The sequence below is a fragment of the Paenibacillus sp. sgz302190 genome (assembly GCF_059820445.1).
Window position 1 is genome coordinate 114,689 of sequence record NZ_JBZYAO010000017.1, and the last position, 22,154, is coordinate 136,842.

The following is a 22,154-nucleotide window of genomic DNA, read 5'->3' on the forward strand; positions in this document are numbered from 1 at the left end:
GGCGGAAGGCGCAGGCCGAATTGCGTTTAAGGAAAAAAGTTGTAATCGTAAAACGAAATGCATGACCGCTCGTACGTCAAAAGCTGCCGGATGTAACGGCAGCTTTTTTGAATTATCTTGCCCGTGTCCAGTATTAAGGACTTCTAGGTATCGACTCGACATATTCCTACCACGCACTCCCAGCACCGTATGCGGAAACATATTATCTAATTTGTGCAAATTTTTTAGCCATACTCCTTCCTTATTGCTGAAACAGACGAATCAGTTCCTGAACATTTCCTTCTTCATCGATAGCGTACACCGCACCGTCGTAGGAAGCAGCGATGCCATGACTCCCACGGGATGCAAGGCTGCTGATGCCGTTGGCAGCGGCTTTGATCTTCTTCGTCTCGTTGGTCCTCACGTTCCAGATACTGACGTAGCCCCAATAATCACCGGCAAACACGACACCGTTGTCGTTGAAACTGACGCTTTTGATCGAGTAATTATGCAAATTATGAAAACTTAACAGCTTGCCGTTGTACGGTTCGAACACCCGAACAAAGCGGTCCCTTCCAACCGTTGCCACCAGTTGCAGTTCACGGCTGAACGCAACGTCGTTGACGATGAACGGAGATGATTTCAGATCTACGGGCGGCGCATTCAGATCCGCCCTGTTGAACAGATAGGATTGTCCGCCTGTCGATCCCGACAAGATGAATTCTTTCTCGATCACCAGTCCTTTGATCGCGCCATCGTGCGCTTTAAACCGATGGACTTCTTGATAACCATCTAGTTCGATCTGGTGAATGAAACCGCCGTATGTACCTACAAAGAAGGAATGGGCCGTTTCGTCATATTTAATTTTATTGATCGGTCCCGTGTCCAACTGTACGGAGATGCGCAGTTCGCCTGCATTGAGATCATAAATATGAACGACGCCCGCATGGTCGCCCCATGCGGCCAGGCCCCCGCTTGTGGAGAGGCCCGCTGCATTATTCAGAATGCCGCTAGCTTGACCAACGGCAATGCCGTTTACACGGAATATCCCATCATCTGAAGCCGTAATAATCGTATCTCTGTTAATATCAAGATCATTGATGGAAGGGGTCGCTTTCACGACATCCTTTTCCAGAATCGTTTCGTTATTCACATCCCATACGCTGTATTTCACGCCGAAGCTGCCTCCCAGAATGTGCTGCTCATCAGGATGCCAGGTAAAATCGACCTCCCACTGATACGGGTATGAGGGCAGTGTTTTGATATACTGCAGATCCGCATCCCATATTTTAATTTTGTGATCGTAGCCCGCTGTTAGCACATACCGCTGGGAAGGTGATACCTTGATCGTCTTAATTCCGATCTCGTGGGCTTCGACCCGCTTCACTTCTTCGAACGTATCCGTGTTCAGCACGATAAGCTCCCCGCTGTCGAGCCCAAGAAACGCCTGTTTCTTCGAGGCAATGCCAGTCACAATATCCAAATCATAATGAAAGGGCCCCAGAGTTGTAATAATTTCACCGGTCCTTAACTCCCAGATATAGACAAGGCCGTCGTTGTCGCTGGTGTAGACTTGGTCGCCGTTCACCCAGACGGATTTGACGCTATTCTTGTGCTTCGTGAATTGCACCAAAATGCGGCCTGAATTTAACTCCCATACCAGCACTCGACCATCATGCTGATTGGAAGTGGAAATCAGCAACCGATCGTTATCCGCTAGGGTCAGTGATTCTACATCATCGTTGTGTCCGAATAATTCGGCAACCACTTCGTTCTTATTCAAGTCCAGCACGCGAATCGTATAGTCCGCCGAAGCCGTGACCAGATACTTGTTATCCTGGGTCAGCTTCACCGCATTCACCAGATGGTTATGCCGGGTAAGCTGTTCGGAGCTTCCTTTTTTGTAATTCCATTTAATAACCCGCTTGTCATATCCGGCCGTGTACACATATTCGCCTTTCTGATCAATCGCAACCGTCTTGATAGGTCCCGTATGAGCCATTGGTTCCTTCACGTCCTTTTTTTATTTGAAAATATCGCGTCTGCCATTTGCCTGCTGACTTCCTTATACAAATCCGGCGCTGCAAGCGCAGTGCCGCTTATCAAGCCGCCCTGATTATGCTCGACAAGCGCAATCAGTTCCGAACCGCAGCGGATCGCACGCTCCAGCCTCGCGGTCTCGATCTGCTTTGCCTGCAGGATGACCAGGCCTGCCGTCCCGATGGAACCCAGAACGCGCACCCTGTCGATCCGTTCCATTAACTTCACGTAGATCAGCCCGCCAGGCGAAGGATCGAATCGCCGATTGTATACCTCACCGGGCTGTGCCAGAGAGCTGCGGTATCGGGCGGCAACCCGGAAACCGCTGAACAAGCTCGGGATGTTGCCATGCCGCCGGGTGCAGCGAGCCAAATCCAGTTTGTGCTCGCAAGTTCCGCCACGTAAAATCCGATAATGCAAATTGTCGGGAACACCTATCGGATTGCACGCATAAGACAAATTCCGGCTGGCAGTCCATTCCTCAACTCCACCGCCCATATTTCTCACCCGATAATAGGACAAGTTGCCGGAAAGGTTATTCGTCTTATCCGGGAGCGGACGCCCGGATTCGGTCGTGTTTGACACTTGCACGTTATCCGCGTTGCCCCAAGGATACTCGCGGCCGTCCAATCCCTTGGCTGCCTTCTCCCACTCTACCTCTGTAGGCAGGCCGAATTGCAGCGTACGGTGGCCGTGGGAAAGCCAACTGCAAAAGCGTTCGGCTTCTTCCGGCGTAACCGGAAAGGCAGGCATCTCCGCCGGATATCGCTTCATGTGCGCGGCAAGAAGCGCATTCACTCGGGGGTATCCCACAGAGGAGCGAATGTAAGAAGCCATCATCCCGAAAGTTACGGGGACACTCGCGATGAAATACGCTGCCACCTGCAACTGGCGTGCAGGCAGCTCCTTCAGTAACCAGTCGACGGGGATGTCGAACTTACTGGCCACAGCCTGAAGGTGGTCCCAATCCGCTTCTCTCCCGAAGGAAAAGTAGCCCCGGGGAATGGCTGTCAGCTGCAACTGGTTGACAGCCATATGTACAGCCTCATTCCTGAAACCAGCGATGTCCGTCGCTTCTTCGACTCGCTCAAGCGCCCTCACCGGTCACCTGCGGCCGGTGGCGCCTGCAGGTGACCGGTCTTTTTGATTTTGCTATCAACATACTTCTGATTATGAACGCTGCCGCCGACCCATTTGACGATGACGTTGGACACAGTAATTCCGGCTCTGCGAGCTTCTGTCACTTTGAGCGGATTGTTCGTGATCAGTTGAATTGGCAGTGTCCGCAAATGCCGGATGATGTGAAACGTTTCCTCGTACCGCCGCTCATCGGCTCCAAAGCCAATCAACTCGTTCGCCTGTATCGTGTCATATCCCATCTCCTGGATTTTGTAAGCAATATTTTTGGCAAACAGCCCGATCGAACGTCCTTCATGGTTGGCCAAATAAAATACAGCCCCCGTCCCCTGCTGAACAATCCGCTCAAACGCATGCTTTAGTTGAGGGCCGCAGTCGCATTTTTCACTCCCAAAAATATCCCCCGTATGGCACGTGCTGTGAATACGCACAAGCGCCTGCTCGTTGCCTGCGAAATTGCCGTATACGAGCGCCGAAGAAACTTGTCGCTCTTCCAGACGCTGGCGCCGAATAAACGCCAGAAGCGGCTCGTCCGGCAGAACACCGCCACCAGTGAACCAGCAGTACCACTGAAAAAAATACGTATTGCCGCCAATAGCAACCGGCAGATTCACGGGTCCAGAGACATAAATAGGCTCATCTTGCCGATAAGGGATCTGCGTGACGTGCTCCGTTAGCAACCGTTCCAGTTGAATCTCCCGCTTCATTACGCTTCACCTGTCTTATTGGAGTGTTGTTCCCGAAATAAAATTCACGCACTTTAATTAGTCTCCCTTGTGAAAGACGATAAGCGAACAGGAATCCGCCATTGCCAGCAGCTAACAGCAGATCATCGCCGCCGGAAGACGTCAGCATATATAGCCCTTTGACATAATCAGGCAGGTCTTCGACAAGATCAATAATTTCCCCGCTCTCGTAATCGTAGACGCCTATCTGCAGGCCATAGCTGGATACATAGGCATAGGAACCTGCGACGATCCCTTCCTCCCTAGTGTTGGTTAGAAGCTCGCCAAACTGTTTAATGACCGAATAATCAGACTTCGATAGCAGTACATAGCCGTAAGGAGCACCGATCAGTTCAATATAGGCCTCCTTCACTTTCAGTCTTTTTGGATAACCCTCAAATTCATGCTTGCCCAGCAAACTCCAATCAGAGGCAGCCAGAACTTGAAGAGTGCCGCTCTTCGTTCCCGCCAATACATGCTTATCGTTATAACCGGCTACATATAGCGGGCCTGCGAAGCTTTTTTCGCGCAACTTGCTACCCGCGGCGGTATCTAATTCCAGTAGCCGTCCGTTATCTAAAGCGACAAGCGCCAGCGTTCCTGCCTCGTTCAAGCTTAGATGCTTTGGCAAATCTTCCAGATTGGCCACCCATTTAACCGAACCGAAGCGGTCCGCTTTAAAAACGAGGTTCCTGCGGGACAATGCCAAAAAGGCTCCATCATGAAGTACTTTTAGGCGGAAAATGAGCCCGAAATCATAACGAAACTGCTGCTCTACTTGAACAGACACGCTGTTAAAAGGCTGCTCGGCCACTCTAAAAACATGAACACCCTGCCCGGATGGACTATATAGCAGCTTGTTATCCGCAGGATGCGGTTCCAACGCCCAATGGCAGACGTAATCGTAATCCAAACGGGCGGTTACTTCGCCGAACCGGTTGATACGCAGTGTTTCCCCCGATTGCAGAAGCACAAAGATATGATCATCTGAAGCTATCGTCGCATACGTAATCTGATGGTTAAACGGACCCAGAATCCGACTCAGCTTTAGGTCCTTCTCCTGGTTGTCGAACACGTACAGTTTGCCGTCGAAGCCACCAGTATACACTTCTGTGTAATCAGAATTAAAAAAGATGAATTCCACATCATCGCGCGTAAAATTGTAACTTTTCCGTTCCAGCGTTTGCGCGTCAAACGTAATAATGCCATTCTCGACATTGAAGCCGTCGTCAATCCCGTAATCCTGTGTAGCAATGAACCGATCGTGCCGTCTGTCGTAACGGACTACGTGAACATTGCCGCCGTCAATCTGAACCTTCCGTGGAAACTCGAACGTGTTCAGCTGTCCCAGATACACAATGCCATTCTTGTCGGCAATAATGTGCACGTCTGCATTCTCGGCGCTAATGTGGTCGATGAGGGAGTCAGCCGCCAGCGGCTGGAAAATATCAACAAGATTGAACGTGTCAGCCTCAATCTTAAGCACCTGTCCATAGCCGTTGTTCGTGTATACAAACCCATCGTGAACACCGATTCCACGGGCGTTGCTGATTGTCGGTTCCTCATCCTCCTGCACCCACTCATTGCGCCGGGCGGCGAATTCGTCGTGCACACTGATCAGATCAAGGGTTGCTAACTCCCATTTGGCAATGGTCCCCTTGTTATTGCGGGTGTACACATGGGTGTCGTCAAAAACAAACGAGGTGATCTTGCGGGTATAAGTACTTACATGGGAGCTGAGTATGACCTGCAGATCAAGATTATACAAATGAAGCCTGCCTTTAATATCGGAAGCCAGTATGGCTTGCAGGCCCGGAACGTATTCGATTTTGGAAAATCGGTCTGTCAAGGGACATTACCTCCTTTATGAAAGAAAGAAGGAGATGCACCATCGCCTTCTTTCTTCGTAAGTACGATTACTTCGCTGAGTAAATGTTGTTGCGAACCGGCTTCACGAAGCTGCTTTTTTTCATCGGAAACACCTCCTCCATTTTCGGAATACCTTTATTTTACTTAAAATACAAATAAACGAATATAGGTTTTTAATACTATTAAGATCAAATTACTAGGTATTTAATTTGACGAATTTTGTTATTGTATAGATTATAATGTATATTCTCTTCCTCCTAAATGCTTGTAGTCTTCCTCTCCAACTCCGGCCTCACATTTTGGTACAACCGCCCAGTTCGATACGTCCAAATAACAACAGCCACACTGCCCATTGCGAGAAGCGTAATAAACCCAATTAACGGCAGGGAGCCGCTACTCTCCACAACCGTCGTGAACGACATCAGCAGCAAAAGACGCAGCAGCAAACCAAACGTCGTATAAAATCCAGATACACGGCCAATATAGGCATCAGGTATCAAATTCATCATCATCGTTGTCCGGATAATTTTGGTTCCTGCATTACCGAATCCGGTAAACAGTGCAAATAGCAAGAACGAAACCGGCTGGCGGAATACGAACATACCCAGCAAACTTGCGGCAAAGACAGACATCATCCCGATCAGCGCCATGAAGCTGCCGAAGCGATTAATCAGAAGGATGACGATGAAGCCGGACACAATGGCCCCACTGGCATAAATGGCATTATATAGCCCCAGGAACGAGCCAGGCTGGAGAAGTTCTTTGATTATATATATGGGCATTAAATAATTACCCGCCATTACAATTAGGAAAGTCATATAGGAAGCAGCCAAAAAGACGAGCAGCCGAGGGTGCGTGCGAAGATAGACAAAGCCTGCTGACAGATCCAGCAGCCAACCCGATCGTTGTCCGGCAGCCTTCCCTTCGCGAGCCGTTGGGTGATACGGAATGAGAGCAATAAGTATGAAACTGAGCAGATAGCTGATGATGTCCAGACTCAAAATGACAGGTAGATCCTGCTTGGCCAGCATCAAATTGGCAAGAAGGCCTGCAATGATGGGATCCATCTGATTGAGGATTTCAAAAATTGTATTGACTGTCTTGTACTGGGAAGAATGAAACATTTCTTGTACAATTGCATTGAAAGCGGGAAGATGAAGTGTGTAGTAGAGAGATCCTGCCAAAGAGATGACGATCAAGTCGTATGTACTGAAATAGTGCTTGTAGATGCCACTCATCGTAAAGCATGCGATCAGTCCACCGCTCAGAACCTGCGCCCCCAGCAGCACTCGCTTGCGTGAAAAACGGTCAACGATAGCCCCGATTGACGGAGACAGCAAAAACAGCGTAACGGTCACAACGATCATGATGACCCCTAGCGCATGCTCTCCACGCTGCTCAATAACATACCATGGGAGCGTAACCGAGGTGATGCCCGTTCCCACAGAGGAAGTAAACGTGGCCAACAACAGCATCACAAACCGAAAATCGCGGAAAATACGCAGCATCGATTCAACGCCTTTCACTTGAATTTTTTTAATCTTCCCATAGTATAGATTTTCCAGACCGAATTGTAAATGAATACCAGGATGAATACCAAGCTTTTCTCAGTCCAAAGGCCAGCCTAGCGTTTGGTTTCTCACTAACGATCCCGACTTAGCATCATGTTGCTTTTCGACTAAAAGGAACCCGTCCAAACGAAAGGTCGGTTGATTAAGTTATCGTTCTCCGTTATTGGTATTCAACTCAACTACCATAGACATGTAAATGTCTATGAGATCCTCTTTATCCACTTTAAAACCAAACCGTTCATAAAGACGTTGAGCAGGGCTTCCTTGCAGGACATTTAATGTCACCCGTTTTCCAATTATATAATCTTGTTTTAGAAGATATTCTAATACCTGACTACCCATGCCTTTACCTTGGTAATCGGGATAAATATAAAAATGTTCCAACAAGTACCCATCTAATATCGGTTTAAAAGCTATGCAACCAATAAAGGAAGAATCCGCTTTAATGATCCATGTATGAATTGGGTCAAATGCATCACGAAAGCGTTGGCGAACCTTCTCTTCATTAAATCTTCCTAATCTGGTTAAATCATCGCGCAGTACAATTGCCCGTAAATGAGCAATTGTCTCAACATCGGAATTTTGGGATTGGTGAAGAGTAATCTGTTCCATCTCATATAACAACTCCTTTTACTGTAGATAAGCCCTCGCTTTCCGCTATCATCCAAGGCTTCAACAAGCCTTTTCAGTTCCTTCAAATTCATGGACAAACCATCTCCGAACCCATAATTAGAATTAAAAAAAAGCATGCCATTACCTGCAGCAGGTACGGCATGCCTCGTTGCAGCGGATTACGCTTCTTGCTCTTGTTTCAATTCGAGGCTCGTATGAATGACTTCGCCAATGATCGTTTGCGGATTGATGAGCAAATTCAGTACTGGACACGCCTTCTCCACCGCCTCATGCAGTTCGGCGATCGTTTGCTTGGGTTCCGGTGAGACGATGTGCAGCTTGTACTGGATATTATGCGGATAAATCGGAATATCCTCGTATCCCGGTCGGCTGGCCAGAGGGTGCTGCTGCCCTGTAACCTCGACTTCGAGCGAATCCAGCTTAACCCCACGCTCCGCTGCTTGTATCAATGTGATATGAGTGATGCAGCTGCCCAGAACGCCGAGCTGTAGCTCCGGCGAGCTCGGACCGAGGTCATAGCCGGCAAAATCCGGCGGGCTGTCGCTTAAGATTTGAAAATCGCGGATGCGGATTTCCCGTACTCCGCTCCGTCCTTTAGCCCGTACCTTGGCACCAAAGCGGTGAGGCTCCAAATTTGGTGTATTCAATGCCTTTTCCCGTCTGGTGATCGAGGCTTCCCGCTTTTGCAGCAAATATTCATTAAGAGTACTCATTGGTTTACACGCTCCAAAGTATAAGATATTGAAAAAGCATCCAAGCTTAATCATAAAACGTCACCGGCTCCCGGTTATCTGGCTCACCTCCTCCCGCACAAAGCGGGTCCACCGGATCCCGGGTCTCATTTGTATGGGGCTCCTTCTGGATTAAATTATTGCCTCGAATCCAACGCATCGCGCAGACCGTCTCCGACGAAGTTAATCACCAGAACGGTGATCAGGATCATCGCTCCCGGCGGAACCCACAGCCACGGCTGATCGGTCAGTACCGTCAGAGACTGCGCATCCGTCAGCATATTGCCCCAGCTGGCCGTCGGCGGTTGTACCCCCATGCCGAGAAAGCTCAGCCCGGCCTCGCTCAGAATGGCAGAGGAGATGCCAAAGGTGGCGTTGACGATAATCGGACCGATAACGTTCGGAAATACGTGCTGAAACAAAATACGCGGCGTGCTTAAGCCCAGGGCCACGCCTGCTTTAATATAATCCATCTGTTTGACCGCCAGCACATTGCCCCGAACTAACCGTGCCACTCCAGGCCAGGAGAATAAGGCAAGCGCCAAAATGATGGTGGTCATATTGGAGCCGAGGACACTGATGATAACCAAAATGACCATCAGAAAAGGAAAGGCCATAAACATGTCCGTTATGCGCATGATGACGATATCGAACCAACCGCCGAAATAAGCGGAAGTAATGCCGATGAAGGTACCGAAGCTGACATACAAAGCCACCGTGATAAAACCGACCAGGAGCGAAACTCTTGTCGCATAAATGAGACGACTCAGAACATCCCGGCCGACCTGATCCGTTCCGAGCCAATGCTCGGAAGACGGGCCCGCCGAGAACACGCCCGTCACTTCCTTCGGATCGTGCAAGGCCAGCAGCGGAGCGAATACCGCTGTGAAAATAAGCAGCACGGTAACGACAAGCCCTGCTACGGCCAGCTTATGCCGAACGAACCGGCTCAATAACTGCCTGATGAACGGGTCTGCAGCATCCTCATCCAATGTTACAACGACGGCGGGCCGGAGCCGAGCTTCCTTCAGTTCAAATTCGGATTGTGCCATAACCCACCTCTTTTAGTTATATTTGATTCTGGGATCGGCGGCGGAGTATAACAGATCGGTGAGCAGGTTGGTCACGAGTACGATACATGCAGCCACAAGGTTGAGTCCCATCAGCGTCGGGTAATCTCTGGACAGGATCGATTGAATCGTAAGCTGGCCGATACCGGGCCATTGAAAAATTTGCTCGATCAGCACGCTTCCGCCAAGCAGCAGCGGAATTTCCGTTCCGACCACTGTAATGATCGGGATCAGCGCGTTGCGCAGCGCATGCCTGTTCGTAATGATCAAAGGATGCAGACCTTTGGCCTGCGCCGTACGCAAATAATCCTGCTTAAGCACATCCAGCATGCTGGCGCGCACATATCTTACCTTTTTGCCGGCTATGAGAATACCGAGAACGAATACAGGAAGGATCATATGGCTGATCCGGTCCCCTATCCCCCCTTGCCCTCCGAGCGTAACCATCCCGCCGGTCGGCAGCAGCTTCAGCTGAACCGCAAATATATAGATCAAGCTGAGCCCGAGAAAAAATTGCGGAATCGACGTACCGATGAAGGAGAGCCCTGTCATCACGTAATCGAATCTCGTGTTTTGCCTGATGGCGCTGACGATTCCTACGGGAACGGCGATAACGAGGCCCAGAATGAGCGAAGCGGAAGCAAGCTCCAATGTGGGGCCGAGCCTCTCACCTATCATTCGGGTCACCGGCGCGTACGTGCTGAAGGAGTACCCGAGCTCGCCGTGCAGCAGATTTCCCAGCCATTTGAAATACTGAATCGGCAGCGGATCGTTTAACCCGAGCAGTTCTTTCTTTGCGTCCAGCAGTTCTTTGGGCGTATTCGGGTCAATGAGCATCTCCACGGGATTACCGGGCGCTAAATTAATAATGAAAAAATTAATCACCGTGATTCCTAATAAAACGGGTATCGCAATGAGCACCCGCCGAACGATGTAATGGAAAATCGGAAGTCCTCCTTTACGTTCATTCTAATGCAGCGGAAAGTGGCAGGCTGCTGCGTGCGCCTCTCCTATAAGCGCCGGCTCTTCCCGCTTGCAGCGGTCCTGAGCATAAGGGCATCGGGGGTGAAAACGGCACCCCTGCGGAGGATGGGCGGGACTTGGAACGTCGCCCTTAATAACCATTCTTTTACCGGAGCGCAGCGTCGGATCCGGTGCCGGGTAGGCGTTCAGCAGAGTATGGGTATAGGGATGCTTGGGCCTTTTGAAGAGTTCATCCTTATCCCCGATCTCCACGATTTTTCCCAAATACATGACGGCGATCCGCATACTGATATACTTGACGGCACCGATCCCGTGTGCAATAAACAGATAGGTCAGATTTAATTCTTTTTGCAGATCGGCCAGCAGATTGAGAATTTGGGCCTGGATGGAAACATCGAGCGCGGATACCGGTTCGTCGCAAACGATGAGCTTTGGTTCAAAGGAAATCGCTCTGGCTATCCCGATACGTTGACGCTGTCCTCCGGAAAATTCGTGTGGGTATCTGTTTTTATACGAACGCGGAAGTCCCACCATATCGAGCAGCCGGTCGACCTTGGCTTGGACCTCACTGCGTTCTGCCAGCCGATGGGCAATTAACGGCTCCGATAAAATATCATTGATCCGTTTGCGCGGGTTCAGGGAAAAATACGGGTCTTGGAAAATGATTTGCAGCCGGGTTCGGATCGGCCTTAATTCCTTCTGCGAACGGTAAGTGATATCCTCATTCTGAAAAAGAATGCGCCCTGCGAACGGGTTCTCCAGTCTTACAACGGAACGGCCGATGGTCGATTTGCCGCAGCCGGATTCGCCGACAAGTCCAAGGGTTTCGCCTTCATGAATGTTCAGGCTGATGTCGTCTACCGCCTTGATATGGCCGACGGTACGGGAGAAAATGCCTTTTTTGATCGGATAATAGGTCTTTAACCGTTCAACCTGGAGTAAGGGCGAACCGGTTCGGGGAGATAGATCCATGTTTCTGTTCATACTCGGACCTCCTGAAGCAGCGGTTTCGGTTGAAGCTGTGAGTCCTGCTCCTGCGCTATCCAGCATCTTACCTGATGCCCGGGACGAATAAGTGCAAGCTCGGGCTGCTCCTGCCGGCATCGGTCGGTTGCCCATACGCAGCGGGTATGGAAGCGGCAGCCCTGCGGCATGCGCTGCAGCGAAGGCACGACTCCCGGAATGGCTGTCAGGCGGTCATTCCCGTTGTCCACCCTGGGAATGGAATCCAGCAGCCCCCGGGTATAAGGATGCAGCGGTTCGCGAAAGAGAGTGAATACATCCGCCTCTTCTACGATTTGACCCGCATACATCACTACGACTTTATCGGCCATTTCCGCTACGACGCCGAGATCATGGGTAATGAGCATAACGGCCGCACCACTCTCCTCGCGCAGCCGCTTGATCAGCTCAAGAATTTGAGCCTGGATCGTCACATCCAGCGCTGTAGTAGGCTCGTCGGCGATGAGCAGCCTGGGCTTGCATGCCAATGCCATCGCGATCATAATCCGCTGCCGCATACCGCCGGACAACGTATGGGGATATACCTTCATCAGGGCTTCGGCCCGGGGAAGACCGACCTTGTGCAGCAAATCTACCGCATAAGCCTTGGCTTCCCTGCGTGACAACCCCATATGTTTGCGTATGGTTTCCAACAGCTGTTGGCCGATCGTAAGGACAGGGTTCAGGGAACTCATCGGCTCCTGAAAAATCATCGAGATATCCTTGCCCCGCAGCTCGCGCAGCTCCTCTTCGGACAGCGACGCCAAATCGATACCGTTAAAGCGGATTTCCCCTTGTTTAACCCTCCCGTGCTTGCCCAGCAACCTCATGACGGATAGTGACGTTACGCTTTTGCCGCAGCCGGATTCTCCGACGATGCCAATGGTTTCCCCCGGCATCAGCGTAAAGCTGACTTCGTCGACGGAGGTCACCTCTTCCCGACCTGTCCAAAACACGGTCTGCAGTCGCTTGATCTCAAGTAATGGCTCCATGCCCCCCCTCCCTGTCAAACCAAAACGGGAGCCTGGATTTCCTGCGGAATGGCAGGCACATAAGGCTTACCCTGCGTGGACCTTTGAAACTCCTCTTGCGCCTGGGCCAAAACTTCTCCTCCGTCTGTCAGCAGTTCGTATGCCGCAAGACCAAGCAGCTTGGCCGCTTGGTGCATGCCCTTGAGCCCGATCGGTGAACCGAATGCTGCCGTCGCCTGCCACGTGTGTACTTGGACGCCGAACGGTGCGCAGGTGGTTGTGATTTGTCCGACCGGTGTAATCCAGGACACATCGCCCACATCGGTTGAACCGCCGCCGGCCGTTTTATAAGCAGGTTTGAAATTGACGAAGGTGGTCGGCAGCAGCTCCCCTTCCGCGAGTCCCAGTTCCTGCCGCCGTTTGACAGCGGCCTGCTGTATGGAAGGATCCAGCGTTTCAACGATGGCTGCCGCAAGCTTATAATCCTCTTCGGTAAATTCAAGCTCACCCGCCCCATCCTTTTGCCTGAACAACAGCTGGTTCAGTGTATCATTCACGTTCAAATCGTATGCTCCGGCTTTAATTTCCCAAGTGACCTCCGTCTCCGTCATTAAAGCTGCACCCTGTGCAATCTTCAGCAATCTTTCTAATAATTCGTCGACATGCTCCCGATTGGCCCCGCGAAGGTAATACCACACACTCGCTTTGTCAGGAACCACATTGGGCGCCCCTCCGCCGTTCGTGATCGAATAATGGATGCGGGAGCCGTCGACTATGTGCTCCCGCAAATAGTTCGCCCCGATATTCGTCAACTCGACGGCATCCAGCGCGCTTCGCCCGAGATGCGGGGCGCCGCCGGCATGAGCGGCTCTCCCGTGAAAGAAGAATTCGATCGAAGTGAGCGCCGAGGTGGGCGTATTCCAAGGCACATTGGAGCCCCCGGGGTGCCAGGTTAAAGCGGCGTCCAAATCGTCAAAGACACCTTCCCGGGCCATGAAGGTTTTGCCGGACAGCACCTCTTCCGCCGGGCAGCCATAGTAGCGGATCGTTCCCGTTAACTGCTCCTCTTCTATGCGCTGCCTAAGGGCGATGGCCGCAGCTACGCCAGCCGTCCCGAGGAGATTATGACCGCAGCCGTGCCCGGGACCGTCCGGTGTAATGGCTTCCCTCACCGCACTTACCTTCTGCGATAGGCCCGGCAATGCGTCGAACTCTCCCAAAATGCCGATGACCGGCTTGCCGGAGCCATATTCGGCTACAAACGCGGTTGGAATGCCGCCGATCCCGAATGTGACATTGAAACCGACTTCCTCCAACACGGAAATTTGCAGCTTGGATGCGAAGGTTTCCGTATACGCCACTTCGGGCCGTTCCCAAATGCACAGCGCCAGCTCCGCAAATTTGTCCTTATTCTCTTCCAGCCATTCCACCAGCCGCTTCTTCCCCATTTTCATTCTCCTTTATCTCCTGTTTATTTTTTTGTATCCCACTGGTTGATGTTGTTGAACATTCCGATGTCCAGGGGCTTTCCGACGATTAAGTTCTTGGATACCGCCAGCAGGCGTTTCTCCGAATAGACGGCAAGCGAAGGAACATCCTGATGCAGAACCTCTTGAAGTTGATTGTAAATGGCATGGCGTTTTGCCGGATCGGATTCGATTTCGCCTTTGACGATCAGTTCATCGACCTGCGGATTGTTGTATTTCAGGTAGTTGTTGGTGTTGTCGCTTTTGAACAAAGTGAAGTAGGAGCTCGGTTCAATATAAAAGTCCCGCGTGAAGATAGTAAGGTCGTACTCGCCCTTACGTACCTTCTGAATCAAGGTGGCAAAATCGTATTTCTGCACCTCGATTTTAAGGCCGACCGCCGTTAAATTCTGAACCAGAATATCCGCCGCCTGCTCACGGATTTTATTCCCCACCGGAATCAAGAACCGGATTGGCCTCGCGACATCCCATTTCGCTTCCTGAAGAAGCTTTTTCGCCTTATCGGGATCATAGGTATATTTGGGAATATCTTTGTTGTAGTACGGGTGGTAGCTTGGAATGCCTCCATCAATAATTTCACCCTGCCCTTTGAGCAGTTGATCCACGATCAGCTGGCGGTTCAGCGCGTAAGCAATGGCCTGGCGTACTCTCGGATCGGGAATTTTCTCCGTATTGAAGAACAATTCCGGCGGCACGGACGGGTTGCCTGTCGTCAGCTCGATGTTCGGCAACCCCTTGACCTTCTCGTACTCGGTAATCGGGATAAGTCCAACGGGCACAGAGTTCATCTGGATTTCTCCCGTTTGCAGCTGGGCTACCAGATTCGTTGCCGGCAACACTTTGACGAAAATTTTATCAAGCTTGGCTGCATCGCGGTAATAGTTGGTATTCTTTACAACCTCGGCATACTGGCCTTTGGCAAAATTAGCAAACTTAAAAGCGCCTATCGTCACTTCCGGCTTTTGAAAATACGGATGTGTGGCGAGCTGCTCAGGCTGAACATCCTTCAATATATGCTGCGGCAAAAAGAATACCTTCGTGCCGAACCGCTCCTTGAAGATCAGCGGGTCTACCGGTGTTTTCGTTTTTACCTCAAAGGTTTTATCATCGACGATCTTTAGACCGCTGATCTCCGTCTTGCCCTCATCGAGCTTGCCCGCTCCGTTCAAGCCCTCGATAAAATTAAGCTTGAAATTGGTATCCACCTTCGGGTGAAGCGCCATTTTTAGCGTAAAGGCGACATCGGCGGTCGTGAAGGGCTGGCCGTCATTCCACTTTGCTGCAGAATTTATCTTGACGATATACGTCTGGTTGTCTTTGGTTTCGACGGATTCGGCGAGCTTAGGTTGAAACTCGAATTTTTCGTTCAAATCCAGCAGCGAATCGTTGAGCAGAGCGATGACATTATCGGAAGCCGAGTCGCCCTGATCGTTGATTTGGTTAAGGGTAACGGGAGCATTGACGATTCCGATATAGACGGCTTTCTCCTCTTGGTTTGCCCCTGCCGGTTTATCTGCTGCCGGAGTCTGGGAAGCGATCGGTATTGAACCCGGCGAGCCGCAGGCGGCTAAGACCAGCAAAAGAGCTGCGACCGCATAGAGTATGACGACGTGTAGATGACGATGCATAAATCCAATCCCCTCTCTCATTATCATATAATTCCTATAGGTTAAGTATAGATAAGTTGTTCCTTAATTTACCACCTTAAGGTCAACACTGTCAATTGACTTGCCAATAGATTTTCTTTATCCATTCGATGCTATAATTACTGTTTTCAATTGAAGGTATTCGATCATTCGAAGGGCACGCCGAACAAAAAAAGAGACATCACACACATGCTGTATGCAATGTTTCTGGATGGCACCAGAATCGGCGGGTCGTCGGTCAGTTCCTAGTAAAACTCATACAGGATCGAAAAGGATATGAAACACGCTGGAAAGAGCTTATCGTGCTACTGGCATCCAAGATGCAGTTCTTTAGCGGTGCCCGTTTGCACTTGGGGCAATGGAATCGCTGAATTCGGCCTGGATGGAGGCCGCCGGGGCTGAACAGCTCATCCACGCGCAGCTCCCATCGCGCGGTGTTGCGCGGCATGACGGCAGCCGGTCGGCAAAAAAAACCGGAAACCCCATAAGGGCTTCCGGTTTTGGCCGTTTAACGGCTGCGGATCGTTTCTTTGTACAGCGCGATATACTGCTGTGCGGACTTTTTCCAGCTAAAGTCGCATTTTTTCATGTTTTGCTGGATACGCAGCCACGCTTCGCGATCGTTCTGGTAGAAGAACACAGCCCGCCTGATCGTATGAAGCATGTCATGCGCATTATAATTGGTGAATGTGAAGCCCGTTCCTTCGCCGGTGAATTCATTGTAGGGCAGCACCGTGTCCTTCAGGCCGCCGGTTTCCCGGACAATCGGCACCGAGCGGTATCGCAGCGCGATCAGTTGGCCGATACCGCACGGCTCGAACTGCGACGGCATAAGGAACAGATCGGATGCCGCGTACAGCCCACGAGCCATCGTCTCGTCAAAATAAATGAGCGCCGCAACTTTGTCCGGGTTCGCTTCCGCGGCGTGGCGGAACATTTGCTCGTAGCCGTAATCGCCCGTTCCCAGTACGACGAGTTGAATGTCGAGCGACAATATTTCCTGGAGCACGTGCTGGATAAGATCCAGCCCTTTTTGCTGTACGAGCCTGGTGACCAGCGCAATCATCGGCGTATCCCCGTTGACCGGAAGCCCGAGCCGCTCCTGCAAAGCCAGCTTGTTTTGCTGTTTCTTGGGCAAAGAATCGCGGTAATTGACAGCCAGATGCGGGTCATTCATCGGATCGAACGTTTCATAGTCGATGCCGTTGACGATGCCGGTCAACTGATGCTTCCGGTGCCGCAGCAAACTGTCCAAATATTCGCCGTAATACGGAGTTTGAATCTCCTCGGCGTAGGTTTGGCTTACCGTCGTAATCTGGTCTGCGTAAAGGAGTCCGCCTTTCAAAAAGCTTGCTCCGCCATGCAGCTCGAGTGCCGTACCGGTGAAATGGTCGTCGCTTAGGCCGAACAAATCTTTCAAGAGCGATTGGCTGAAAACGCCCTGATATTTCAAGTTATGAATCGTCGTGATCGTTTTGATCGGGGCAAAAAAAGGCAGATGGCTGTAATGAGCCTTCAGCAGTACCGGAATCATACCCGTCTGCCAATCGTGGCAGTGGATCAGATCAGGTTGAAAATTGAGAACCGGCAGCGCTTCGATGACGCTCCGGCAGAAGAAGGCGAACCGTTCCGCCTCGTCGCCGTACCCGTACAGCCCCGAACGAAGAAAATAATATTCGTTATCCACAAAGTAGAAGGTAACGCCGTCTGCCTGAAGCACATCGATGCCGATGAACTGCTTTCTCCAGCCTACATAGATGTCGAACACCGCTGCGGATTCCATCTGCTCTTTATATTTCGGCGGGATGCTTCCGTATTTCGGCAAAATGACCCGCACGTCAAGCCCTTGGCGCGCAAGCTCCTTCGGCAGCGAGCCGATGACGTCAGCAAGGCCGCCTGTTTTGGCAAAAGGCACCGCTTCGGATGCGGCAAACAATATTTTCATCGTCCCACTCCTCTGAGGATTTGTAAAAGCTTAAATCACCTTCGTTTTGGCTGCGATAAACGGAGCTTTGTTGTCTCCGGTAAGCACCCGGCCTCTGCTGATAAAGACGTCCTTATCGAGAATGGAGTTCTCGATGATTACATTTTCCTCGATCTCGCAGTTTTGCAAAATGATGCTGTTTTTCACATAAGCGCCTTTGCGGATTTTTACGCCGCGGAACAATATGCTGTTCTCCACCTTGCCCTCGACAACGCAGCCGTTGGCGATCAGCGCATTTTTGACCGCTGCGCTTTCCAAATATTTGGCCGGCGGCTCATCCTTAACTTTCGTATAGATCAGATTTTTCTGGAAAAACAGCTCCCGCCATACGGCCGGATTGAGCAGCTGCATGCTGTGCTTGTAATAGCCCTGGATCGAATTCACGACGCCGACGTGCCCTTCGAATTTATAGCCGTAAACGCTTAGCTTGTCGATGTTTTTCATGATGCCGTCACGCACGAGATGATCGTATCCTTGCGCCAGGCAGGACTCGACCATATCCAGCAGCAGCGCTTTGCTCATGATGTACATTTCCATCGAGATGTTGTTCGTGCGCAGCCGCCCGGTATGATCCTCGATCAGCGTGATCTGCCCGTTCTCCTTGACGGCAAGCCGGCGGAATTTTCCTTGCACATCCTCATCCGTCTGCTTGTAAATGACGGTAATGTCCGCTTGCGATTCCTGATGAAAACGCACCGCATCCACATAATTGATGTTGCACACCATATGGCTCCGCGAAATGATGACGAGCTCTTCTTTTCCCCGGTAAAAATAGTCGCGGTGGCTGTAAAATTGATACAAATCGCCGCGGGAAATGCCTGTCGGCTCATCCAAAACGGAAGGCAGCACGAACAACCCCCCGCGCTTGCGGTCGAGATCCCACTCCTTGCCCGACCCGAGATGATCCATCAAAGATCTATATTTATGCTGCGTGAATACGGCGACATTATCGATGCCCGAATTCACCATGCTCGAAAGTGTAAAATCAATCAGGCGGTATCTCCCGGCAAAAGGCACGGAAGCGGCACAGCGGTAATACGTCAGTTCCTCCAAATCGTCAGGTTCATTCACTAAATTGATGACGCCCATCACATGCTTCATATCGAAATCATCCTTTCTGATTTGTATTCGCAGGAACCCGTTCATTACCGCCGATCAGAACGATTTCGCCGTTGCCGTCGACCTTCGCGCCGTCCTCCACTACCGTATTCTCGCCAATGATGGCTTTGTTGATCGTCACATTGCTGCCGATCTTCGCATTCGGCATAATGACCGAATCGCGGATGCTGCTGCCTTCGCCGACCTGTACCCCGTAAAACAGCACCGAATGATCGACATCGCCGAAAATCGCGCATCCTTCGTTCACCAGCGACCTGCGCACGGTGGCCGTCGGAGCGACATACTGTGCCGGCTGGTAAGGACTCAAGGAATATACCCGCCAATCTTTATCGTTAAGGTTTAAACCGTTATTGTCGTCGAGCAGATCCATATTCGCTTCCCACAGGCTGTCGATCGTCCCTACGTCCTTCCAGTAGCCTTCGAAAGGGTAAGCGAACATGCGCGCCTGTTCCTTCAGCATCATCGGAATGATGTCTTTGCCGAAATCTTTGCTGGAGTCCGGGTTCGCTTCATCCCGCGTCAAATAATCTTTAAGCACTTTCCAGTTGAATATATAAATGCCCATCGAAGCCAGATTGCTTTTGGCTTCCTTCGGCTTTTCCGCAAACTCCGTAATCGCCTGCTGCTCATCCACGCTCATGATGCCGAAGCGGCTCGTTTCCTCCCACTTCACCTCAATGACTGCGATTGTGGCATCGGCTTTCTTTTGCTTATGGTACTTGAGCATCAAATCGTAGTCCATTTTATAAATGTGGTCACCGGAGATGACCAGCACATATTCCGGATCGTACTGCTCGATAAATCCGATATTGCGGTATATCGCATTGGCCGTGCCTTTATACCAGTCGCCGCCCTTCTGTTCCATGAACGGGGGCAGCACGGTGACGCCGCCGTATTTGCGGTCCAAATCCCAGGAGCTTCCGATCCCGATGTACGAGTTCAGCACCAGGGGCTGATACTGGGTCAGCACGCCTACCGTGTCGATCCCCGAATTCGTACAATTGCTTAGGGTGAAATCAATGATCCGGTACTTTCCGCCGAAATGTACGGCAGGCTTTGCCAGATTGTTCGTCAGTACGCCTAGTCTCCGGCCTTCCCCGCCGGCGAGGAGCATGGCAACGCATTCTTTGCTTCGCATTGTTGAATTCCCCCTATTCCTTCTGCATTGTCGATTTGGACTGCGTCTACACACTTGATATAGATAGCGGCTAGCGGCGGTAAACGGAGCGCCAAGCTGTTCGGAAAGCCATGCCACGGCTCAGGCTTGCTGGCCAGCAGCTCCGAATTGCTTTGACCCGAACCGCCGTAGCTGACCGAATCGCTGTTGAACACTTCCTTGTACGCGCCTTGCCGCGGAACGCCGATCCGGTAATCCGGATGGACGACCGGGGTAAAATTGCACACAAGGATGAGGTCATCCGCGGGACTTGCGCCTTTGCGAATAAAGGCGACTACGCTCTGACTTTGATCGTGGGGGTTGATCCACTGAAATCCGTCCGGACTGTGATCCAGCTCCCACAAGGCGGGCTCATCCAGGTAAAACCGGTTCAACTCCTTGACGTAATGCTGCATGCTGCGGTGCATGTCGTAATGCTCCAACAGGAACCAATCCAGTTCTTCTAAATCTTTCCATTCATCGAATTGCCCGAATTCCCCGCCCATGAAAAGCAGCTTTTTACCGGGATGACCGAGCATGTAACCGTAAAAGGCGCGCAGATTGGCGAACTTTTGCCAGTAATCTCCCGGCATTTTATGCAATAATGAACGCTTGCCATGAACGACTTCGTCATGGGACAGCGGCAAAATGTAATTTTCGGAGAACGTGTACATGAAAGAAAAAGTGATCAAATTATGATGATAGCGCCGGTGAATCGGATCCAGCTTCATATAGCGAAGCATGTCGTTCATCCAGCCCATATTCCATTTGTAGTTAAAGCCCAGACCTCCGTCGTGAACCGGGGCGGTGACGAGCGGCCAATCCGTGGAATCCTCCGCCATCATGAGCGCATGAGGGTAATAGGAGAACACCACTTGATTCAGCTTGCGGAGAAACGCGACCGCTTCCGGATTGTCCGTACCGCCGTACTGATTGTAGATCGGCTCTTCGGACCACCTGCCGAAATTGAGGTGCAGCATGCTCGCCACCGCATCGACCCGTATCCCATCCATATGATACATGTCCATCCAAAATACCGCGTTGGAGATCAAAAAGCTGATGACTTCCGGTCTGCCGAAGTCGAACGTCAGCGTTCCCCACTCCAGCTTCTCGGCTTTTCGCGAATCCTGATATTCGTACAGCGGCGCGCCGTCAAACTGGCGCAAACCGTGATCGTCCTTGCAAAAGTGTCCCGGCACCCAGTCCATAATGACGCCGATGCCCCGCTGATGGCAGCGGTCCACAAAATACATGAAATCTTTCGGAGTTCCGTGCCTGCTGGTCACCGAGTAATATCCGGTCGCCTGATATCCCCACGAGCGGTCGAAGGGGTGCTCCGCCAGCGGCATCAGCTCGATATGGGTATACCCCATCTCGGCGGCGTAATCGACGAGCTCCTCGGCCAATTGCCTGTACGTGTACAAATCCTCGCTGTGCCGGTCCTTTTTGCGCCATGTTCCCAGGTGGACTTCGTAAATGGACAGCGGCTTGTTGTAGGCCGATCCGTCCTGCTTGCGCTTTTGCCAAGCCTCATCCTGCCATTCGTAGCCTTGCAGATCGCAAACCCTTGAAGCGGTTCCCGGACGAATCTCCGAGTAAAAGGCATAGGGATCGGCTTTGAGCACAATCCGGCCGTTCGCGGAGTGAATCTCGTATTTGTAATGATCGCCTTCCCGCGCTTCGGGCACGAACAGCATCCAGACGCCGAGCGTGCTGAGCCGCTCCATGACATGGCTGCCAGAACTCCAGCCGTTGAAATCGCCGAGAATGCAGATCCTGCGGGCGTGCGGCGCCCAAACCGCGAACCTGACTCCTTCCTGTCCGGGCGTGCGGCTTACATGCGCCCCCAAAAGCTTGTAGCTGTGGTAAAGGGATCCTTCGTGAAGCAAAAATAAATCTTCTGAACTGGGTATCTCTTTCATCTTCACCATATCCCTCCCTGATTCAGCCTGCTTCCATAGAGTACAAATACTACAAAAATCAAGGAATTCCTTTAATCGCAAATAAGAAAAAAGGAAAATGCGCTCCTCCCGGTGAAATGTATAAATAT

Annotated in this window: 17 protein-coding genes; all 17 read right to left on the minus strand. The window is 51.2% G+C overall.

Annotated features, from left to right (window positions below; all coding sequences use genetic code 11):
* Positions 1-241 precede the first annotated feature (241 nt).
* The 17 genes from AC6RNO_RS19760 to glgB all read right to left on the minus strand — a co-directional run bounded on the left by AC6RNO_RS19760 (position 242) and on the right by glgB (position 22,026).
* A complete protein-coding gene (locus AC6RNO_RS19760; RefSeq protein ID WP_497106477.1) occupies positions 242-1,981 on the minus strand; it encodes an outer membrane protein assembly factor BamB family protein in 1,740 nt (579 codons plus the stop codon).
* A gap of 8 nt (positions 1,982-1,989) precedes the next feature.
* On the minus strand, positions 1,990-3,054 hold the full coding sequence (locus AC6RNO_RS19765) for an SUMF1/EgtB/PvdO family nonheme iron enzyme (protein ID WP_497106478.1): 1,065 nt from the start codon (positions 3,052-3,054) through the stop codon (positions 1,990-1,992).
* 62 nt (positions 3,055-3,116) lie between these two features.
* On the minus strand, positions 3,117-3,863 hold the full coding sequence (locus AC6RNO_RS19770) for a GTP cyclohydrolase II RibA (RefSeq protein WP_497106479.1): 747 nt from the start codon (positions 3,861-3,863) through the stop codon (positions 3,117-3,119).
* A complete protein-coding gene (locus AC6RNO_RS19775; protein WP_497106480.1) occupies positions 3,793-5,730 on the minus strand; it encodes a hypothetical protein in 1,938 nt (645 codons plus the stop codon). Before AC6RNO_RS19775 ends, AC6RNO_RS19770 begins: the two co-directional genes overlap by 71 nt.
* A gap of 277 nt (positions 5,731-6,007) precedes the next feature.
* Entirely contained in the window at positions 6,008-7,258 is a 1,251-nt protein-coding gene (locus AC6RNO_RS19780; RefSeq protein ID WP_497106481.1) for an MFS transporter, read from the minus strand.
* A 210-nt stretch (positions 7,259-7,468) separates the two neighbouring features.
* Positions 7,469-7,933 carry a GNAT family N-acetyltransferase gene (locus tag AC6RNO_RS19785; RefSeq protein ID WP_497106482.1) on the minus strand — a complete coding sequence of 155 codons (465 nt, stop codon included), beginning with the start codon at positions 7,931-7,933 and terminating at the stop codon, positions 7,469-7,471.
* A gap of 179 nt (positions 7,934-8,112) precedes the next feature.
* Entirely contained in the window at positions 8,113-8,667 is a 555-nt protein-coding gene (locus AC6RNO_RS19790; protein WP_497106483.1) for an OsmC family protein, read from the minus strand.
* 155 nt (positions 8,668-8,822) lie between these two features.
* Complete coding sequence (gene opp4C / locus AC6RNO_RS19795) at positions 8,823-9,737, minus strand: oligopeptide ABC transporter permease (protein ID WP_497106484.1); 915 nt, start codon at positions 9,735-9,737, stop codon at positions 8,823-8,825.
* 12 nt (positions 9,738-9,749) lie between these two features.
* Positions 9,750-10,700, minus strand: a complete 951-nt coding sequence (locus tag AC6RNO_RS19800) for an ABC transporter permease subunit (protein ID WP_497106501.1) — start codon at positions 10,698-10,700, stop codon at positions 9,750-9,752.
* Between the two features lie 24 nt (positions 10,701-10,724).
* Positions 10,725-11,723, minus strand: coding sequence for an oligopeptide/dipeptide ABC transporter ATP-binding protein (locus AC6RNO_RS19805; RefSeq protein WP_497106485.1), 999 nt, complete (start codon positions 11,721-11,723; stop codon positions 10,725-10,727).
* Positions 11,720-12,733: an oligopeptide/dipeptide ABC transporter ATP-binding protein gene (locus tag AC6RNO_RS19810; protein ID WP_497106486.1), complete on the minus strand. Its 1,014-nt coding sequence runs from the start codon at positions 12,731-12,733 to the stop codon at positions 11,720-11,722. The genes AC6RNO_RS19805 and AC6RNO_RS19810 overlap by 4 nt, the downstream gene beginning before the upstream one ends.
* A 14-nt stretch (positions 12,734-12,747) precedes the next feature.
* Positions 12,748-14,160, minus strand: coding sequence for an amidohydrolase (locus AC6RNO_RS19815; RefSeq protein ID WP_497106502.1), 1,413 nt, complete (start codon positions 14,158-14,160; stop codon positions 12,748-12,750).
* A 23-nt stretch (positions 14,161-14,183) separates the two neighbouring features.
* The gene (locus AC6RNO_RS19820; protein ID WP_497106487.1) at positions 14,184-15,827 is read right to left on the minus strand and encodes an ABC transporter substrate-binding protein; all 1,644 of its coding nucleotides are present in this window, start codon (positions 15,825-15,827) and stop codon (positions 14,184-14,186) included.
* A gap of 526 nt (positions 15,828-16,353) precedes the next feature.
* Positions 16,354-17,790, minus strand: coding sequence for a glycogen synthase GlgA (gene glgA / locus AC6RNO_RS19825; RefSeq protein WP_474681960.1), 1,437 nt, complete (start codon positions 17,788-17,790; stop codon positions 16,354-16,356).
* A gap of 30 nt (positions 17,791-17,820) precedes the next feature.
* Positions 17,821-18,930, minus strand: coding sequence for a glucose-1-phosphate adenylyltransferase subunit GlgD (gene glgD, locus AC6RNO_RS19830; RefSeq protein ID WP_474681961.1), 1,110 nt, complete (start codon positions 18,928-18,930; stop codon positions 17,821-17,823).
* A gap of 7 nt (positions 18,931-18,937) precedes the next feature.
* The gene (locus AC6RNO_RS19835) at positions 18,938-20,086 is read right to left on the minus strand and encodes a glucose-1-phosphate adenylyltransferase (protein ID WP_488436267.1); all 1,149 of its coding nucleotides are present in this window, start codon (positions 20,084-20,086) and stop codon (positions 18,938-18,940) included.
* Positions 20,029-22,026, minus strand: coding sequence for a 1,4-alpha-glucan branching protein GlgB (glgB, locus tag AC6RNO_RS19840; protein WP_497106488.1), 1,998 nt, complete (start codon positions 22,024-22,026; stop codon positions 20,029-20,031). Before glgB ends, AC6RNO_RS19835 begins: the two co-directional genes overlap by 58 nt.
* Positions 22,027-22,154 lie beyond the last annotated feature (128 nt).

What these genes read in the sequence shown, in the direction of transcription:
- AC6RNO_RS19785 (WP_497106482.1), bottom strand. Translation starts at nt 7,933, where the DNA reads ATGGAACAGATTACTCTTCACCAATCCCAAAATTCCGATGTTGAGACA.
- AC6RNO_RS19805 (WP_497106485.1), bottom strand. Translation starts at nt 11,723, where the DNA reads ATGAACAGAAACATGGATCTATCTCCCCGAACCGGTTCGCCCTTACTC.
- AC6RNO_RS19815 (WP_497106502.1), bottom strand. Translation starts at nt 14,160, where the DNA reads ATGGGGAAGAAGCGGCTGGTGGAATGGCTGGAAGAGAATAAGGACAAA.
- AC6RNO_RS19765 (WP_497106478.1), bottom strand. Translation starts at nt 3,054, where the DNA reads ATGGCTGTCAACCAGTTGCAGCTGACAGCCATTCCCCGGGGCTACTTT.
- AC6RNO_RS19810 (WP_497106486.1), bottom strand. Translation starts at nt 12,733, where the DNA reads ATGGAGCCATTACTTGAGATCAAGCGACTGCAGACCGTGTTTTGGACA.
- AC6RNO_RS19790 (WP_497106483.1), bottom strand. Translation starts at nt 8,667, where the DNA reads ATGAGTACTCTTAATGAATATTTGCTGCAAAAGCGGGAAGCCTCGATC.
- glgA (WP_474681960.1), bottom strand. Translation starts at nt 17,790, where the DNA reads ATGAAAATATTGTTTGCCGCATCCGAAGCGGTGCCTTTTGCCAAAACA.
- AC6RNO_RS19820 (WP_497106487.1), bottom strand. Translation starts at nt 15,827, where the DNA reads ATGCATCGTCATCTACACGTCGTCATACTCTATGCGGTCGCAGCTCTT.
- AC6RNO_RS19770 (WP_497106479.1), bottom strand. Translation starts at nt 3,863, where the DNA reads ATGAAGCGGGAGATTCAACTGGAACGGTTGCTAACGGAGCACGTCACG.
- opp4C (WP_497106484.1), bottom strand. Translation starts at nt 9,737, where the DNA reads ATGGCACAATCCGAATTTGAACTGAAGGAAGCTCGGCTCCGGCCCGCC.
- glgB (WP_497106488.1), bottom strand. Translation starts at nt 22,026, where the DNA reads ATGAAAGAGATACCCAGTTCAGAAGATTTATTTTTGCTTCACGAAGGA.
- AC6RNO_RS19760 (WP_497106477.1), bottom strand. Translation starts at nt 1,981, where the DNA reads ATGGCTCATACGGGACCTATCAAGACGGTTGCGATTGATCAGAAAGGC.
- glgD (WP_474681961.1), bottom strand. Translation starts at nt 18,930, where the DNA reads ATGAAGCATGTGATGGGCGTCATCAATTTAGTGAATGAACCTGACGAT.
- AC6RNO_RS19780 (WP_497106481.1), bottom strand. Translation starts at nt 7,258, where the DNA reads ATGCTGCGTATTTTCCGCGATTTTCGGTTTGTGATGCTGTTGTTGGCC.
- AC6RNO_RS19835 (WP_488436267.1), bottom strand. Translation starts at nt 20,086, where the DNA reads ATGCGAAGCAAAGAATGCGTTGCCATGCTCCTCGCCGGCGGGGAAGGC.